At 42.6% G+C, this 17135-nt stretch carries 15 protein-coding genes; 12 read left to right on the plus strand and 3 right to left on the minus strand.

Translation table 11 applies throughout. The annotated features are described in order from the left end of the window. Positions 1–16: 16 nt before the first annotated feature. From ACQY4U_RS07475 to ACQY4U_RS07485, 3 genes are all read right to left on the minus strand, one after another. Entirely contained in the window at positions 17–1786 is a 1770-nt protein-coding gene (locus ACQY4U_RS07475; RefSeq protein ID WP_428328767.1) for a DUF885 domain-containing protein, read from the minus strand. A gap of 177 nt (positions 1787–1963) precedes the next feature. Next, a complete protein-coding gene (locus ACQY4U_RS07480; protein ID WP_428328768.1) occupies positions 1964–2548 on the minus strand; it encodes a thioredoxin family protein in 585 nt (194 codons plus the stop codon). 41 nt (positions 2549–2589) lie between these two features. Then, positions 2590–2856, minus strand: a complete 267-nt coding sequence (locus tag ACQY4U_RS07485; RefSeq protein WP_428328769.1) for a hypothetical protein — start codon at positions 2854–2856, stop codon at positions 2590–2592. 200 nt (positions 2857–3056) lie between these two features. Here ACQY4U_RS07485 and mraZ point away from each other — a divergent pair, with 200 nt between their 5' ends. The 12 genes from mraZ (at position 3057) to ftsA (ending at position 17022) form a co-directional block, all read left to right on the plus strand. Then, positions 3057–3521, plus strand: coding sequence for a division/cell wall cluster transcriptional repressor MraZ (mraZ, locus tag ACQY4U_RS07490; protein WP_428328770.1), 465 nt, complete (start codon positions 3057–3059; stop codon positions 3519–3521). Then, the gene (gene rsmH, locus ACQY4U_RS07495; RefSeq protein WP_428328771.1) at positions 3518–4420 is read left to right on the plus strand and encodes a 16S rRNA (cytosine(1402)-N(4))-methyltransferase RsmH; all 903 of its coding nucleotides are present in this window, start codon (positions 3518–3520) and stop codon (positions 4418–4420) included. Before mraZ ends, rsmH begins: the two co-directional genes overlap by 4 nt. Beyond that, the gene (locus ACQY4U_RS07500) at positions 4417–4827 is read left to right on the plus strand and encodes an FtsL-like putative cell division protein (protein WP_428328772.1); all 411 of its coding nucleotides are present in this window, start codon (positions 4417–4419) and stop codon (positions 4825–4827) included. Before rsmH ends, ACQY4U_RS07500 begins: the two co-directional genes overlap by 4 nt. Next, positions 4817–6919 (plus strand): penicillin-binding protein, encoded by a 2103-nt coding sequence (locus tag ACQY4U_RS07505; RefSeq protein ID WP_428328773.1) that lies wholly within the window; start codon positions 4817–4819, stop codon positions 6917–6919. The genes ACQY4U_RS07500 and ACQY4U_RS07505 overlap by 11 nt, the downstream gene beginning before the upstream one ends. Beyond that, positions 6916–8376: a UDP-N-acetylmuramoyl-L-alanyl-D-glutamate--2,6-diaminopimelate ligase gene (locus tag ACQY4U_RS07510; protein WP_428328774.1), complete on the plus strand. Its 1461-nt coding sequence runs from the start codon at positions 6916–6918 to the stop codon at positions 8374–8376. The genes ACQY4U_RS07505 and ACQY4U_RS07510 overlap by 4 nt, the downstream gene beginning before the upstream one ends. A gap of 86 nt (positions 8377–8462) precedes the next feature. Next, a complete protein-coding gene (mraY, locus tag ACQY4U_RS07515; protein WP_428328775.1) occupies positions 8463–9704 on the plus strand; it encodes a phospho-N-acetylmuramoyl-pentapeptide-transferase in 1242 nt (413 codons plus the stop codon). A 35-nt stretch (positions 9705–9739) separates the two neighbouring features. Beyond that, positions 9740–11083 carry a UDP-N-acetylmuramoyl-L-alanine--D-glutamate ligase gene (gene murD, locus ACQY4U_RS07520; protein WP_428328776.1) on the plus strand — a complete coding sequence of 448 codons (1344 nt, stop codon included), beginning with the start codon at positions 9740–9742 and terminating at the stop codon, positions 11081–11083. Between the two features lie 62 nt (positions 11084–11145). Beyond that, complete coding sequence (locus ACQY4U_RS07525) at positions 11146–12297, plus strand: FtsW/RodA/SpoVE family cell cycle protein (RefSeq protein ID WP_428328777.1); 1152 nt, start codon at positions 11146–11148, stop codon at positions 12295–12297. A gap of 39 nt (positions 12298–12336) precedes the next feature. Then, complete coding sequence (gene murG / locus ACQY4U_RS07530; protein WP_428328778.1) at positions 12337–13437, plus strand: undecaprenyldiphospho-muramoylpentapeptide beta-N-acetylglucosaminyltransferase; 1101 nt, start codon at positions 12337–12339, stop codon at positions 13435–13437. Between the two features lie 34 nt (positions 13438–13471). Next, entirely contained in the window at positions 13472–14827 is a 1356-nt protein-coding gene (gene murC, locus ACQY4U_RS07535; protein WP_428328779.1) for a UDP-N-acetylmuramate--L-alanine ligase, read from the plus strand. Continuing rightward, positions 14820–15677 (plus strand): cell division protein FtsQ/DivIB, encoded by an 858-nt coding sequence (locus ACQY4U_RS07540; RefSeq protein WP_428328780.1) that lies wholly within the window; start codon positions 14820–14822, stop codon positions 15675–15677. Before murC ends, ACQY4U_RS07540 begins: the two co-directional genes overlap by 8 nt. Before the next feature lies 1 nt (position 15678). After that, on the plus strand, positions 15679–17022 hold the full coding sequence (ftsA, locus tag ACQY4U_RS07545; RefSeq protein WP_428328781.1) for a cell division protein FtsA: 1344 nt from the start codon (positions 15679–15681) through the stop codon (positions 17020–17022). Positions 17023–17135 lie beyond the last annotated feature (113 nt).

A 17135-nucleotide genomic window follows, 5' to 3' on the forward strand; every position in this document is an offset into this window, starting at 1 on the left:
TTGTTATATTATACTCCTATTTCTCCTTATCTACAAAATTTCCCATCACTGCTTCTCTAATTAATGCCGGTGGCAATATTCCTTGCGACAGGATAAAATCGTGGAATCGTTGCTGGTTAAATTTATCACCTAATGCTTTCTCGGTATCTTTTCTAAGGGCAATCATTTTGGTGAAACCATAGAAATAACTGGTTGCCTGCCCGGGTGAATTAACGGCGTAGCGTTCAACTTCCTGTTTGGCAAAGGCGTGTGATGCTACAACGTCTTTCATCAGCAGGGCAAGTGCCTGCTCCTGGCTGGTGATGCCTGCCTGCAATTCCGGATCTAAAAAGGCGCGGGCGGCGCGCAGCAGGCGGTAATCTAACGATACCAGCTGCCCTTCGGCTGGCATATATGGGCGGGTTATGTATTCAGAATATAAACCCCAGCCTTCCACATTGGTGGAGTTAAAAGCATATAAGGCACGCGCCTGCGATACACCTTCTTCAACCATTTTATCAAACTGCAGCTCGTGGCCGGGGCGGGCCTCATGTGCTATAATGGTCCACGATGCCGCGTCGAATGTAAAATCATCATACTTATCAATCTTTTCGCCGGTTGCTGCTGGCATGTTCAATGGCAATACAAATACCCCGCGTTGCCCGGTATTATTCAAAAACGGTGGCGGTACCATGTGCGGCGCTGGTCCCTGGGCAGTTTCGGCTTCACTTGCCAGGCGTATTATAGCCGGGCGGTTAGGTAGGGTTACCAATTGTTGCTTACGGATAATAGCCTCAATATCCGCCAGGTGCCTTTTATACAATGGCATTATTGAATCACCAATTATCTGGTCTTTCTTCAGGTATTTAATCACCTCGCGGTAATCGCTCGATGGCAGGTTGTATTTTTTGGCAATCTCCTCGGCTAAGGGTTTCATTTGTTTCTGTATATCCTTAAATGCCTCATGTGCCATTTTAGCCAGTTGGGCAGGGGGGATGTCTATACCATAGCCTTCTAAAGCCAGCTGATACTCTTCGTCGGGCAGCCGGCTGGTGCGGCCTTTTGGTAACAGGTTGGCTTTTATCCAGGCATCATAATCTTCTAATTGTTTTTTTACAACCGCAAAAGGCTGTTCCCATCCGGTAAGCTGATATTTTTTAAATAGTTCTTCAATCCCGTTCACCTCGCTTGCATTGCGCGAAAGCGTGATCTCAATCTGTTGCTTTGATGAATAAATAACGCCCGGAATTTGCATTTGCTTTTGCGTGCGGTTTAGCAAAATAGTGGTTATAGGCTGATAGCCTTTCACCAGCCCGGCATATTTACGCAGGCGGATGATGGCTGCTGCACGCCTTTCAACCGGGGTTTGATCATCCAACAAAGTTTGTAGTCCGCTAAAAACGGTTTCGGTGGCATTCATGTAGAAAGCCTTTTTATTCAGATCAAAATCTTCCTGCCTGAAGCTGAACTCCGTGCTGTTGATCAGTATGTCAAGATCCTGCTTTAAAGCAATATTAGTTTCGGTCTGCTTGGCATTCTTTAGGGTGATGAGCGCCTGCATCTTTTCTTTCCGGGCGGCGGCAATGTTTTCAAAAGTAGGTACGGCTATAAGGGTATCATAAAAAGCAAGCCCTTGCCCGGATCCAAACTCAGGCGAGTACTTTTCATCAATATCAATCAGGATTTTGGTATAGCTGTTTGATTTTGTTATCCATGCTTTGCTATCTGTTTGCGCATTGGCAGCAAGCGGAAGCAGAGCAATTGCAATCAGCGAAAAACGGCTTAGGGTTTTGTTTAAATTGATCATTTATAGGGTTGGTTACTTTACCCTATAAAAATATACTAAAATACCGTAAAGAAAAAAGTATAGTATTCTCTGCAGTAAAATTTACCACAAAGAGCACTAAGACAGGCATAAAACAACGCATCGATTGTTGGGTTCAAAGAATTATGCCATGCAACATTTCTTTTTTACAGCCTTCTTTTATTTAGAGCTTGCTGCCTTTGCTGGTTGTGGTGGCGGTTGGTTTAACAGGAATCGTTTGTGAATAGCGCCTAAATCGCCGTCGGTTAAGGCCGATGTCTTCTTTATAATTCCTTCAAAATAACTTACTTCTTTTTCTGTTGCAGGGCAGCCAATATTATCCGCAGCGGTACCGGTGGTTGCACCATCCTTAGGCATCAGCGAATTAGCAATTATATTACCTTTTGCATCAAGCACTAACCAATAAGGCAGGCCGGAATTTTCGCCGCCAAGTTTTTTCATAACTGCCATTGAGCCTGGGTTTTCAAGCGCCGCTTTTTCTTTTTGCTCCATTACATCCAAATGGGTTATCACATAATTATCATCAAACATTTTCTTTAATGCCGGGTCATTGAGCGATGCATCCATCTTTTTGCACCAGCCGCACCACGAGGCATGGAAAATAAGGATCACCTTTTTATTTTCTTTGGTTGCTTTGGCAAAAGCATCTGTCAAAACGCTCTCTGATGATGGCATTGCCGTTTGTGCCATTGTTGCCGAACTCACGAGCAGGAATAGGCCGAATATTAAATGTTTTGCTTTCATATCAGGTATAAATATAGGTATAAAATTATTTTTTTATGCGCTTACAGATTATTCATAAAGGCCTCAGCACTAATAAATCCGGCTATTTCTCCTTTTACGATTACGGCAATCCCCACTTCACTTTTATGTAATTGCAGGCGGCCCTTAAACAAATGATCGTCAGTTGATTGTGCAAAGTGCTTAAGCTTACTTATCCGCTCTTTACGGCAAACATTTTCCACGCCGTTGTTATAAACTATTAAACGTGCCTGTTTTTCAAGCAGTTCAATGGCAAAATCCTGGTAGTTATTAAGTTTTAAACGTGTCATGCAAAATGATGTAACATGCTCAAAATTAGATAGAAAGCTTTGTATTTGCTAATGTATTTGAGGGTTAATTGAAAAGAAATCTTTCTAAAAAATAATCCACAAAGTAATTGCACAAGTGTTAATAACTTTAGTGGGGCAAAGTGGGGGAAAGTGGAGAAAGAAATCTAATTTTACAATACAATTAATGTCCAAGTTTTAAAATGTCCTATTTAACCGGCGAGTTTGAGTGTAAATTAGATAACAAAGGGCGAATGATCATCCCTGCGGGCCTCAAGAAAAAGCTTCCAGAAGCTGACAGCGAGGGCCTTGTGATCAATCGTGGCTTTAAAAAATATCTGGTGATTTACACTAAACAAGAATGGAACAAAAAGCTTGACGAACTAAGCAAACTTAATCAATACGAGAGCAAAAACATAGAGTTTATAAGATATTTTACCCGTGGCGCAACAGAATTAAGCCTTGATGCGGCCGGAAGGGTAAACCTGCCGCAGCTGTTATTGGATTACGCAGGGATTAAGGATGAGGTAGTATTAACCTGCCAGATAAATAAAATAGAAGTTTGGGATAAAGCGGCTCACCGTGCAATGATTGATGATGAGCCCGAAAATTTTGCGGCACTGGCTGAAGAGGTGATGGGTGATAAAAGAAAGGGAGAGAGCATATGAGTACATACCATACTCCGGTAATGCTTAATGAGTGTATTGAAGGATTGGACATAAAGCCCGGTGGTACTTATGTGGATGTAACTTTTGGCGGTGGCGGTCACTCGCGCGAAATATTAAAGCACTTAAATAAAGACGGCAGGCTGTTTGCTTTTGACCAGGATGCCGATGCCAAACAAAATTTGATAGCTGACGAGCGCTTTACCTTTATCGATCAGAATTTCCGTTACCTTAAAAACTTTTGCCGCCTGCATGATGCTTTGCCTGTTGATGGTATCCTCGCCGATTTAGGTGTATCATCTTACCAGTTTGACCAGGCCGAGCGGGGGTTCTCCATTCGTTTTGATGCTGAATTGGATATGCGCATGAACCAGCAATCAGATCTGAGTGCTAAGGAAGTGGTTAACAATTATTCGGAGGCCGATCTGCACCGAATCTTCGGTATCTACGGCGAAATTCAAAATGCAAAATCGTTGGCAAATACTATTGTAACTGCCAGGTTAAATGCTCCTATTGTAACCATTGCCGATTTAAAGAATGCCATTATAAACCGTATCCCCAAGGGGAAAGAAAATAAATACCTGGCGCAGGTTTTCCAGGCGCTGCGCATTGAGGTTAACCAGGAACTGGAGGCTTTGAAAGATTTTTTAATGCAGACTGAGGCCGTGCTTGGCACAGGCGGCAGGCTGGTGGTAATGTCATACCACTCGTTAGAAGACAGGCTGGTAAAGAACTTCATCGCCAAAGGCAAATTCAGCGGTGAGCTTGAAAAAGATTTTTATGGCAATAGCAATAAACCCTTTGATGCAATAAGCCGCGGGGCTATAACCGCATCAGAAGATGAGATAAAAGAAAATAACAGGGCACGGAGCGCTAAATTAAGAATAGCGGTAAAAAAATGACGAACCGGCTACGTACGCAAATAGAGGAGGAAGAGGCTGAGAAGAAGCTTGTTGTTGAGGAAAAGCCTGTAAAGGAATTCCCCGATAACTTTTTGACGCAGTTTTTAACCAAAGGTATTTTAAATGCCGAGGCAGCCACAAAGGCTTTGCCTTTTATGTTATTTGTAGCCCTGCTTGGAATGATTTACATAGCCAACAGGCACCTGGCTGAAAGAAACATACGCGATATTGATAAAATAAGCAAAGAGGTAAAGGAGCTGAGCTGGGATTATAAAAACACCAAAGCCGAGTTGGCTTTTAAAAGCACCCTTACCGAGGTTGCCAAACGCACCGATACACTGGGTATAAAAGAATCATTACAGCCACCGCAAAAACTGATGGCAGGGGAGGTGAAAAATGAACATTAGGGCTAACATATTAATGCGGGTTTACCTGTCATTCGGGTTAATCCTGCTGTTTGCTGCGGCTGTAGTGATACAGCTTTTCCGCGTTCAGTTTGTACAGGGCGATAAATGGAAAGCAATGGCCGCCAAGCTATCAACCCGCTACCAAACGGTTGAGGCTGCAAGGGGCAATATTTTTTCGGTTGATATGAGCCTGTTAGCTACATCAGTACCGGAGTATGAGCTGCACATGGATGTGCTTGCCCCCGGTATTATTGATGATAAGATCTTTAATGAAAAGATTGATTCGCTGGGCCTTAAGCTATCGCAAATGTTTGGCGATAAATCTGAAAAAGAATATACCCGCATGCTGCGCGATGCCCGTAAAGAGGGCTCACGCTATGAGCTCATCAGGCGCAATGTTACGCACCAGCAATTAAAGCTGATCCGTAAGTTCCCGGTTTTTGGTATGGGTAAATACAAAGGCGGTCTTATTGTGGTTGAGCAAAATCAGCGGGTGCATCCTTTCCGCACTTTGGCGTCACGTACCATTGGTTATAAAAACGATAATGTTAAAAATGCAGTAGGACTTGAAGGTGCTTATGCCAGCTATATTAATGGCGAAAGCGGTAAGCGCTTAGTACAGCGCATGGCCGGCGGTACCTGGATGCCTGTAAATAATGGCGAGGACGAAATTGAACCTAAAGAAGGTGCGGATATTATATCAACCATTGATGTGAACTTTCAGGATGTTGCGCAGGATGCTTTGAAAAAGCAGCTGATAAAAAATCAGGCCGATCATGGTTGCGTGGTGTTGATGGAAGTTGCAACTGGCGAGATAAGGGCGATTGCCAATTTTACCCGCACAAAAGATGGCGATTACCAGGAAAAACTGAACTATGCTATAAGCGATGCGGCTGATCCAGGTTCAACCTTTAAGCTGGCCACTTATATGACTTTGCTTGATCAGCATAAGGTAGATACCAATACCATTATTAATGCCGAAGGCGGAAAATACAAGTTCCCGAAAGGGCCTACTATTACCGATACCGAGCATGATAATTACGAAATTACGGTAAAACGCGCCTTGGAAGAATCATCAAACGTGGCGGCTGCAAAATTGGTGTACCAGCATTACAGCAATAACCCTTCGGAGTTTACGGATAAGCTGTACAGCTATCACCTGAACGAAAAACTGCAGCTGCAAATACCAGGCGAAGGCAACCCGGTTGTAAAAAACCCAAAAAGCCGCAGCTGGAACAAATATTATACCCTGCCCGAAATGGCCTACGGATACGAAATGAAAATTACCCCGCTACAAATGCTTGCACTTTATAACGCAGTAGCAAATAATGGTAAAATGATAGCGCCATTATTGGTAAGGGAAATCCGCAGGTTAGGTAATACGGTCGAAACTTTCCAGGCAAGGGTTATTAATGAGAAAGTATGCTCGGATGTTACGCTTGGTAAAATTAAGGGCATGTTAGAAGGTGTGGTAACCGAAGGAACAGGTAAAAACGTGATCAAAAACCCGCTGTATACAGTAGCCGGTAAAACCGGGACTGCCCAGATTGCCGATGGAACCAAGGGCTACGGGCAAAAAACCTACCAGGCTTCGTTCTGCGGGTATTTTCCGGCTAATCACCCAAAATATTCAATGATCGTGGTTATCAACCACCCTACCACTGGCGATTACCTCGCGGCTAAGGTTGCTGGTCCGGTTTTCAGAGAAATAGCCGACAGGGTTTATGCAAGCGATTTGGATATGAACCAGGCAACGCCAATGCATTATGTAGGCAACACCAACCTGCCGCAAATAAAAAAAGGGAATACAAAAGCATTAAAACAAGTATATAGTAAGCTGGGTGTTAAACCGCTTTATGCCTCAACCGGCAGCGGGGTTGATACCAGCAACGGTATACCATTTGAAGATGCTGCTTATAAAAGTGGTGTAGTGCCACAGGTAAAAGGCATGGGCTTAAGCGATGCCTTGTATGCATTAGGTAATGCGGGTTATAAAGTAACAGCAAGGGGAAGCGGAATAGTAGCTGCGCAATCAGTAATTGCCGGGAGTATCATACCAAAAGGATCAAAAATAACAATTGAACTGCAATGAAGTATTTGAGCGATATAATAGAAGGGCTTGCATTCACAGAGCTACAGGGTAGTGCTGATATAGAGATCACGGCAGTGGTTTTTGATTCGCGCAAGGTAATTCCGGGATCAATGTTCGTGGCTGTAAAAGGTACCGTGGTTGATGGACACGATTATATTTTACAGGCCATTAAAGATGGTGCCGTTGCCGTAATCTGCGAAGAGCTGCCATCGCGCGTAACCGGCGAGGTTGACTTTTTAATGGTAGCAAACTCTGCTATTGCATTGGGTATTGTAGCTGCTAATTTTTATAATAATCCTTCGGCACAGTTAAAATTGGTTGGTATTACCGGTACAAATGGTAAAACAACCATTGCTACTTTGCTTTATAAATTATTCAGAGATTTAGGTTATAAATGCGGTTTATTATCAACCGTTGAAAACCAGATCAATGGTGAAGTTATCCCCTCAACTCATACCACACCCGATCCTGTTGAGCTTAACAAGCTGATGAGCGACATGGTAGAGCAGGGTTGCGACTATTGCTTTATGGAAGTAAGCTCGCATGCTATTGCACAGCACCGCGTTGCGGCTTTGAAGTTTACGGGCGGGATCTTCTCTAACTTAACGCACGATCATTTAGATTATCATAAAACATTTGATAGCTATCTGAAGGCAAAAAAAGCATTTTTTGATGAACTGCCCGGCAATGCTTTTGCCCTTACCAATATTGATGATAAAAATGGCAGCGTAATGCTGCAAAATACAAAGGCCCATAAAAAAACTTACGGACTAAAAAGCATGGCCGATTATAAGGCCCGTATCCTTGAAAACCAGTTTGAAGGTTTGCTTTTGCAAATTGACAGCGACGAGGTTTGGTTTAAAATGGTGGGCACATTTAATGCCTATAACCTGTTGGCCGTTTATGCAGCCGCAATGTTGCTGGAGCAGGATAAAACCAAAATTTTAACCAGCCTGAGCAGGCTAACCGGTGCACGCGGTCGCTTTGATTATATAGTAGCGCCAAACAAGGTGATCGGTATAGTTGATTATGCACACTCGCCGGATGCTATCCAGAATATTTTGAGCACCATTCATGATATCCGCAAGGGTAACGAAAAAGTAATCACCGTAATAGGTTGTGGTGGTGACAGGGATAAGGCTAAACGCCCGATAATGGCAAAGGCCGCCTGCGAATGGAGCGACAGGGTCATCCTTACTTCGGATAACCCGCGTTCAGAAGATCCGGCACAGATCATCAGGGATATGGAAGAAGGTGTTGACCCTGCTTTTAAAAGATATACGGTAAGTATTGTTGACAGGCACGAAGCTATTAAAACAGCCTGCATGTTGGCACGACCGGGAGATATTGTACTGATTGCCGGTAAAGGACACGAAAAATACCAGGAAATAAATGGGGTTAAAACTCACTTCGACGATATGGAAGAGCTAAGTGAGCAATTTAAATTACTTGTTTAATACAATTGATAACCAAAATAGTCACATCATCAATAAAAAAAGGAAAAGATTAGCGTAGCTGCCTGTCAATAAACCGAAAATTAAATATGTTGTATTACCTGTTTACATGGCTTAATAAAAATTACACTATTCCCGGGGCGGGGGTGTTTCAGTACATCACGTTCCGTACGGCTATGGCGGTAATCACTTCTTTAGTAGTCACCACGGTTTTTGGCCGCAGATTGATTGACTATTTACAGTTTAAGCAGGTAGGCGAAACGGTAAGAAATTTAGGTTTAGAGGGCCAGATGCAAAAAGCAGGTACCCCAACTATGGGTGGTATCATCATCATCCTGGGTATTTTGGTGCCAACATTATTGTTTGCCAAGCTGGATAACATCTACATCATTATGATGCTGGTAACAACCCTTTGGTTAGGTGCTATTGGCTTTTTGGATGATTATATTAAAGTATTTAAAAAGAACAAAGAAGGCTTGGCCGGCAGATTTAAAATAATTGGCCAGGTTGGTTTGGCATTGTTCATCGGCTTCACCATGTATTCAAATACTGATATTGTGATCCGCCAGGAAGTAAAGTTGCCGGTAAAGTACGATGCACCGGTTGAGTTCCATATGCGTGGCAATACCCCGGTTTACACGCAGGATATCCGGTCTACAAAAACTACCATGCCTTTTTATAAAAACAACGAGTTTGATTATGGCAAGGTATTAAAGTTTATCGGTGCCGATTCTGATCATTACTCGCTGCTGGTGTTCATGTTTTTTGTGATCATCATCATCACCTTTATATCCAACGGTGCTAATATAACCGATGGGATTGATGGGCTGGCAACGGGTACCTCGGCAATTATCGGTATCACACTGGCTATACTGGCCTACGTATCGGGTAATACTGTTATAGCCGATTACCTGAACATTATGTACATCCCCAACTCGGGCGAGCTGGTGATTTTTGCAGGCGCATTTGTTGGGGCCTGTGTGGGTTTTCTGTGGTACAATTCATACCCGGCGCAGGTGTTTATGGGCGATACCGGTAGTTTGGCAATAGGCGGCATCATAGCTGTATTTGCCATCATGATCCGTAAGGAATTAATGGTGCCATTGTTATGCGGCATTTTCGTTATCGAGAATATCTCCGTTATTATCCAGGTATCGTGGTTTAAATATACCCGTATCAGGTTTGGCACAGGCCGCAGGGTGTTTTTACTGGCACCATTGCATCACCATTATCAAAAAAAGGGTTTTCATGAGGCCAAAATCGTAACCCGGTTCTGGATCATCGGCATCCTGCTGGCAATAGTTACCATCATCACATTGAAATTAAGATAAGAGCAATTAATACAAGCATAAAAGAGAAGATTAAAGTGGAAGCAAAAAAAAACATAGTCATACTTGGAGCCGGCGAAAGCGGGGTGGGTGCGGCATACCTTGCCCAACAGCAAGGCTATAATGTTTTTGTGTCAGACTTTGGGGCTATTGCCGATAGCTATAAAAAACAATTACAGGACTGGAACATCCGCTTTGAAGAAAGCCAGCATACCGAAGATGAGATACTGAAGGCTGTTGAAGTAATTAAAAGCCCGGGCATTCCTGAAAAGGCCGCCATCATAAAAAAGATAAAGGAAAAAGGTATCCCGGTAATCTCTGAAATTGAGTTTGCAGGCCGTTATACTGATGCCAAAATTGTAGGCATCACAGGCTCAAACGGCAAAACAACTACCAGCAGCTTAACCTATCACATTCTTAAAAATGGTGGTTTAAATGTTGGTTTGGCAGGTAACATTGGTAAAAGCTTTGCTTACCAGGTAGCTACCGAAAAATTTGACCTGTACGTGTTGGAACTAAGCAGCTTTATGCTTGATGACATGTTCCGATTTAAGGCAGATATAGCAGTATTATTAAATATTACCCCCGATCATTTAGACCGGTACGATTATAAGCTGGAAAATTATGCAGCTTCAAAGTTTCGCATCACCCAAAATCAAACAGCCAATGATTATTTCATTTACTGTGCCGATGACCCCGAAACCATAAAGGGAATGGAGGGCCGAACCTTTGCAGCGCAGCAATTACCGTTTTCTATCGAAAAAAAGATTGAACAGGGAGCATATCTCGAGCAGGACAATATTGTCATTAACACTCATCAACAACATTTTCAGATGTCGATCAATGAATTAGCCCTACAAGGCAAACACAACATTTACAACTCTATGGCATCAGGTATAGTAGCAAAGGTATTAGAGCTGCGCAACCCTTCAATGAGGGAGAGTATGGGCAACTTTAAAAGCATTGAGCACAGGTTGGAGTCGGTTGGCAAAATATCGGGTATCAGCTTTATCAATGATTCAAAGGCTACCAATGTTAACTCAACATGGTATGCACTTGAAAGCATGACCAGCGATGTGGTACTGATACTTGGTGGTGTTGATAAGGGTAATGATTACAGCATGCTTAAAGATTTGGTTAAGCAAAAAGTAAAGGCAATAGTTTGCTTGGGTAAGGATAACAAACGTATTCATGATGCTTTTGAAGATGTGGTTGATGTGATAGTGAACACCCACTCGGCCGAAGAAGCCGTGCAGGTATCTTATCACCTGGCCACAAAAGGCGATACAGTATTATTGTCGCCAGCATGCGCCAGCTTTGACCTGTTTAAAAATTACGAAGACAGGGGCAGGCAGTTTAAGCAGGCAGTAAAAGAATTGTAGTTGAATGATGGGTTTATAATTCATCAAAAAAATAAAACAGATAACGCTTAATAGCTTTTAAAATGAACAAAATACTCAGTAACACAAAGGGAGACCGCTGGATATGGCTTATCGTCATATTGCTGTCGGTTATTTCATTACTGGCTGTTTACAGCGCCATTGGCTCGCTTGCATACAAACGCGGGGTAGGTGCTGAGTCTATTTTAATGAAGCATTTGGCCATGATAGTTGGCGGTATTGGGTTAATGTACATTTCGCACAAAATTGATTACCGCTATTACCGCGGTATCTCCAAGCTTTTAATGATCATTACCATCCCGCTTTTGTTTTACACACTTATTTTTGGTAACCACGTAAACGAGGCCAGCCGCTGGATAGCTATCCCCGGTACGGGCTTAAGCTTCCAGACATCGGATTTAGCCAAGCTTGCCCTGATCACTTATTTGGCGCGTACACTATCCATCAAGCAGGAAAATATAAAGGATGTTAAGCAATCGTTTATCCCTATTATGGGTGCGGTTTGTGTGGTTTTTGCTTTGATAGCCTGGGCAAATTTATCAACAGCCTTAATGCTGTTTGGTGTTAGCATCCTGTTATTAATAATGGGCCGTATCAGCGTTAAGCAAATTGCGGTAGTATGTTTTGCAGGTATGATAGTGCTGGCAGGTATCCTTTTATTAGGCCCGCGCCGCCACATGTACATGACGCGTATCAATACCTTCCGCCACCCTGAAATGGCCGACCCTGATAAGGCGCAACAGGCTAACCATGCTAAAATAGCCATTGCTACGGGCGGCATATTTGGTAAAGGCGTTGGCAACAGCGACGAAATAAACAGCCTGCCCGAAGCCTACTCGGATGAGATCTACGCAATTATTGTAGAAGAATATGGCTTGGTAGGCGGTATAGTTTTAATAAGTATTTACCTGTTCCTGCTGTTCAGATGTATAAAAATAGCAACCAAGGCGCCAAAAGCGTTTGGTACTTTATTAGCCGCAGGTCTAAGCTTTAGCTTGACCATACAGGCATTTGCCAATATGGCTGTTGCTGTGGGCCTTGGCCCGGTAACAGGTATCCCGCTGCCGTTTGTAAGTATGGGTGGTACATCCATATTGTTTACCAGTATAGCCTTTGGTATTATACTATCAGTAAGCAGGGATATTGAGGAGCCTAAAAAGATAATTGTTGGCGAAATAAGAGAAGTAGCCATATAGTACTTATAAATATAGTTAACCGGTTAAATAAATAAAAAGGTGAAAGCAAAGAGAATCATAATTAGCGGTGGTGGTACAGGAGGGCATATCTTCCCGGCTATTGCTATTGCCAATGCTTTGAAAAAGCTTGATCCGGCTACCGAGATATTATTTGTAGGTGCCAGCGGCAGAATGGAGATGGAAAAAGTTCCGGCAGCCGGTTATAAAATTATTGGCCTGGAGATCCAGGGTATTCAGCGTAAATCAATCGTTAAAAACCTGATGTTCCCGGTAAAGCTTTTGCTAAGCGTTAGGAAAGCCTTAACCATAATTAAGGAGTTTAAGCCCGATGCCGCAGTAGGTGTGGGTGGTTATGCTTCGGGGCCTTTACTGTATGCTGCATCGTTAAAGGATATTCCTTATTTAATACAGGAGCAAAACTCATACGCAGGCATCACCAATAAATGGCTTGGTAAAAAGGCAAGAAAAATATGTGTTGCCTTTGATGGCATGGAGAAGTTTTTCCCTTTCGATCGCATTATAAAAACTGGTAACCCTATCCGCAGGGATTCGGTTAATATTGGCGGCAAGCACATGCAGGCATTGGAGCTTTATAAGCTGTCGGCATTTAAAAAAACAATACTGATAACCGGTGGTAGTTTAGGGGCACGTACTTTAAACAACTGTATTATGGCCGGGCTTGATAAACTGATAGCTGCAGATGTACAGGTGGTTTGGCAAACAGGCAAGTTTTATTATAAAGGTATCATTGAAAAATTAGGCGAAAACTATCACCCGGATGTTAAGATTGTTGAATTTTTAAGCCGTATGGACTTAGCTTATGCCGCTGCCGATATTATTATATCAAGGGCAGGGGCAGGTACCATTGCCGAGCTATGCGTGGTAAAAAAACCGGTGATACTGGTGCCTTCACCAAATGTGGCCGAAGATCATCAAACTAAAAATGCACTGGCATTGGTGCAGGAGAACGCAGCCGTTTTTGTTGCCGACCGCGATGCCGAACAAAAATTGGTTGATAAAGCCATTGAGCTTTTGAACGATAAAAGTTTACAGAAAAAATTAAGCGATAATATTGGCAGCATGGCTATGCCTAATGCCGATGAGGTTATCGCTCAAGAAGTATTTAAAATCAGCAGGTAGGCTTTAAAGTTTACCGGCTACAATTGATAATAAAATGGAACTAAGCAACATTAAACGTGTTTACCTTGTGGGGATTGGTGGGATAGGCATGAGTGGCCTTGCCCGCTACTTTCATCATTTGGGTTGTGTTGTTTGCGGTTATGATAAAACATCAACCGATCTTACCAACGATTTGCATAACGAGGGTATTCAGGTAATATTTGATGACAAGGCAGATTATATCCCGCTGAGCTTTCAAACACCTGATGCAGGTACACTCATTATTTTTACCCCTGCCATCCCTAAAGATTCACAGATCATCAACTTTTTTAAAGAGCAGGGTTTTGAGCTTTATAAGCGGTCGCAGGTATTGGGTATCATCAGCAAGGGTATGTTTGCCGTGGCTGTTGCGGGTACGCATGGCAAAACCACTACCTCGACTATGGTTGCCCATATCCTTAAAGATTCGGGTAATGATTGCTCTGCGTTTTTGGGTGGCATTTCGTCCAACTATCAAAGCAATGTGCTGTATGGCAAAAACAACGTAGTAGTAGTTGAGGCCGATGAATATGACCGGTCGTTTTTAACGCTTCATCCTGATGTGGCTATCATCACCTCAATGGATGCCGATCATTTAGATATCTATGGCGATCATGCACATCTTACCGATTCGTTTAAAATGTTTGCTTCGCAGATAAAACCGGGCGGTACACTGATCCACAAAAAGGGATTAGCCTTAGAAACAGGCTTTACCTATGCTGTAGAAGATACCGCCGATGCAAGTGCCACCAACGTACGCATTGAGGATGGCGATTTTTATTTTGATTTTAAGAACGCTAATACCAGCATCACCAATATAAAAATGGGCATTGCCGGTACACATAATATTGAGAATGCCGTTGCTGCTATTGAAGCCTGCCTGATACTGAATGTTGAGCCGGCTGCTATAAAAAATGCTTTAGGCTCATTTAAGGGTGTTAAGCGCCGCTTTGAATATATTGTGAAAAATGAAGCGCATATTTATATTGATGATTATGCGCATCACCCTGAAGAATTAAAGGCTTGTATAAAATCCGTTAAAAGACTTTATCCAAATAAAAAGCTGACCACTATTTTTCAGCCTCATTTGTTTACCCGCACCCGTGATTTTGTGGATGGCTTTGCCGAGGCGCTGGATCTGTCGGACGAGCTGATCATCCTTGATATTTACCCCGCCCGCGAATTGCCGATTGAGGGTGTAAATTCAGATATGATACTGGAGCGTATGCATTTGGTAAACAAACGCAGGTTAAGTAAGCACGATGCTATTGAAGCCGTAAAAAATGAATTGCCCGGACTGCTGTTAACTGTAGGGGCCGGAGATATTGATCAATTGGTTCAACCTTTAAAACAAGCTTTGCATAATGTTTAAAAAACGGATATGGAAACCATTGTTAATAAGCCTTGCCTGGGTACTGAGCCTGGGTGGCCTTGTTGTGCTGATGAGTTTTATTGAAGTTAAAAAGGCAGAGGTGCTTTGCAAGGATGTTAAAATATACATACCGGGTAATCAGTATTTTATTGACAGGCAAGAGGTTGATAATATTTTGCAGGTGAACAGCAGGGCGCTTATTGGCCGCAAAATGGAAGACATCAATATCAATGACCTGGAGAAGAAACTGAAAGCCAACCCGTTTATTGAGTTTGCCAAGGTTTACTCGGATATGGATGGGATAATTAATGTAGAGATCAGCCAGCGGCAACCTGTGTTAAGGATCATGAACCGTTTTGATCAGGATTTTTATGTAGATCAGCATGGTTTAAAAATTCCGTTATCGGCAAACTTTACCGCAAGGGTATTGGTAGCCAATGGTTTTATAGATGAGCTTTTTTCAAACCGGGTTGATACTTTGCATACAGCAATGGCGGTTCAGGTATTTAAAACGGCCGACTTTATCAGGAAGGATTCCTTATGGGATGCGCAGATAGCGCAGATCTATGTAAATAAGGATCATGAAATAGAACTGATTCCGCGTGTAGGCAATAACCGTATTTTAATAGGCGATGCCGATTCGTTGGAGAGCAAGTTTCATAACCTGCTGGTATTTTATAAAAAAGCACTGCCACAAGTAGGCTGGGATGCGTATAAAGTAATAAATGTTAAATACGCCAACCAGGTAATTGGGGTACGCAACACAACATTAAAAGACTCTTTAAAGGCAAAAACGGCCGTTAAGGACACAACAAAATCTATCAAGGACACATCACAAATAATGAATTAATATGGACAAAACTTCAACTCAGGAAAAAAGTTCACCAATCGTAGTGGGATTGGATATTGGAACAACCAAAATATGCGCTATTGTAGGCCGGAGGAGTAAAAACGGTAAAATAGAGGTATTAGGTATAGGTAAAGCCGAATCGGCTGGTGTAACCCGGGGTATGGTTTCAAATATTGATAAAACTGTGCAGGGTATAACCCAGGCGGTTGATGTTGCCGGATCGCAGTCAAATGTAGAGGTGAGGGTGGTAAACGTGGGTATTGCAGGGCAACACATTAAAAGTTTACAGCACCGCGGTTTAATAACCCGTCGTGATCTGCAGTCAGAAATATCCCGCAAGGATATTGATAAACTGATTGAGGATATGTACAACCTGGTAATGCCTCCGGGCGAGGAGATCATCCACGTATTGCCGCAGGAGTTTACGGTAGATAACGAGCCGGGTGTTAAAGACCCTATAGGTATGGCCGGTGTAAGGCTGGAAGCTAATTTCCATATCATTACCGGGCAGGTTACTGCTATAAAAAATATTGTGAAATGTGTAACTAAGGCTGGTCTGCAAAGCGAGGAGTTGACTTTGGAGCCATTAGCCTCATCAGAATCTGTATTAAGCGACGAAGAAAAAGAAGCAGGTGTTGTATTGGTTGATATTGGCGGTGGTACTACGGATGTAGCCATTTTCCACGAAGGTATTATCCGCCACACAGCGGTTATTCCGTTTGGTGGTAACAGCGTAACTGAGGACATCCGTGAGGGCTGTTCAGTAATGCGTAACATAGCCGAACAGTTAAAAGTTCGTTTCGGATCGGCACTGGCCGAAGAGAACAAAGAGAATGAAATTGTTTGCGTACCAGGATTACGGGGTCGCGAACCTAAAGAGATTTCGGTTAAAAACCTGGCTTTTGTGATCCAGGCACGTATGGAAGAGATTGTGGAGCATGTGTACTACGAGATCAAATCATCAGGTTACGAGAAAAAACTGATAGCAGGTATAGTTATAACAGGTGGCGGTGCGCAGTTAAAGCATTTGGCACAACTGGTTGAATTTGTAACCGGGTTAGATTGCCGCGTAGGTTACCCTAACGAGCACCTGGCAAAAAACGAGCATCTGCCTAAAAATATTTACGAAGAATTACAAAGCCCAACTTTTGCTACAGGTATAGGCCTGCTGATAAAAGGTATCCAGAAAATTGAGTACAATGAATTTATGCCGGTTGTTGAGGACGTAAAAGTTATTAAACAGCAAAAATTTGTTGGCGATAAAAAAGGCTTACTAAGCAAACTGGTTGAAACCGGCAAGCGCTTTATAAAGGATGACATAAAAGATGAGGACTTTTTGAAATAATCAATAATTATTCACAAAGATTCAATCTTTCCACATATTGACATTTGTGGATAAGTGTTGTTTAAAAAATCATATTATTACATTAGTGAAATCTGAAAGTTCGTCAATCACAT

It is taken from the genome of Mucilaginibacter sp., assembly GCF_965277465.1.
Taxonomy (GTDB): domain Bacteria; phylum Bacteroidota; class Bacteroidia; order Sphingobacteriales; family Sphingobacteriaceae; genus Mucilaginibacter.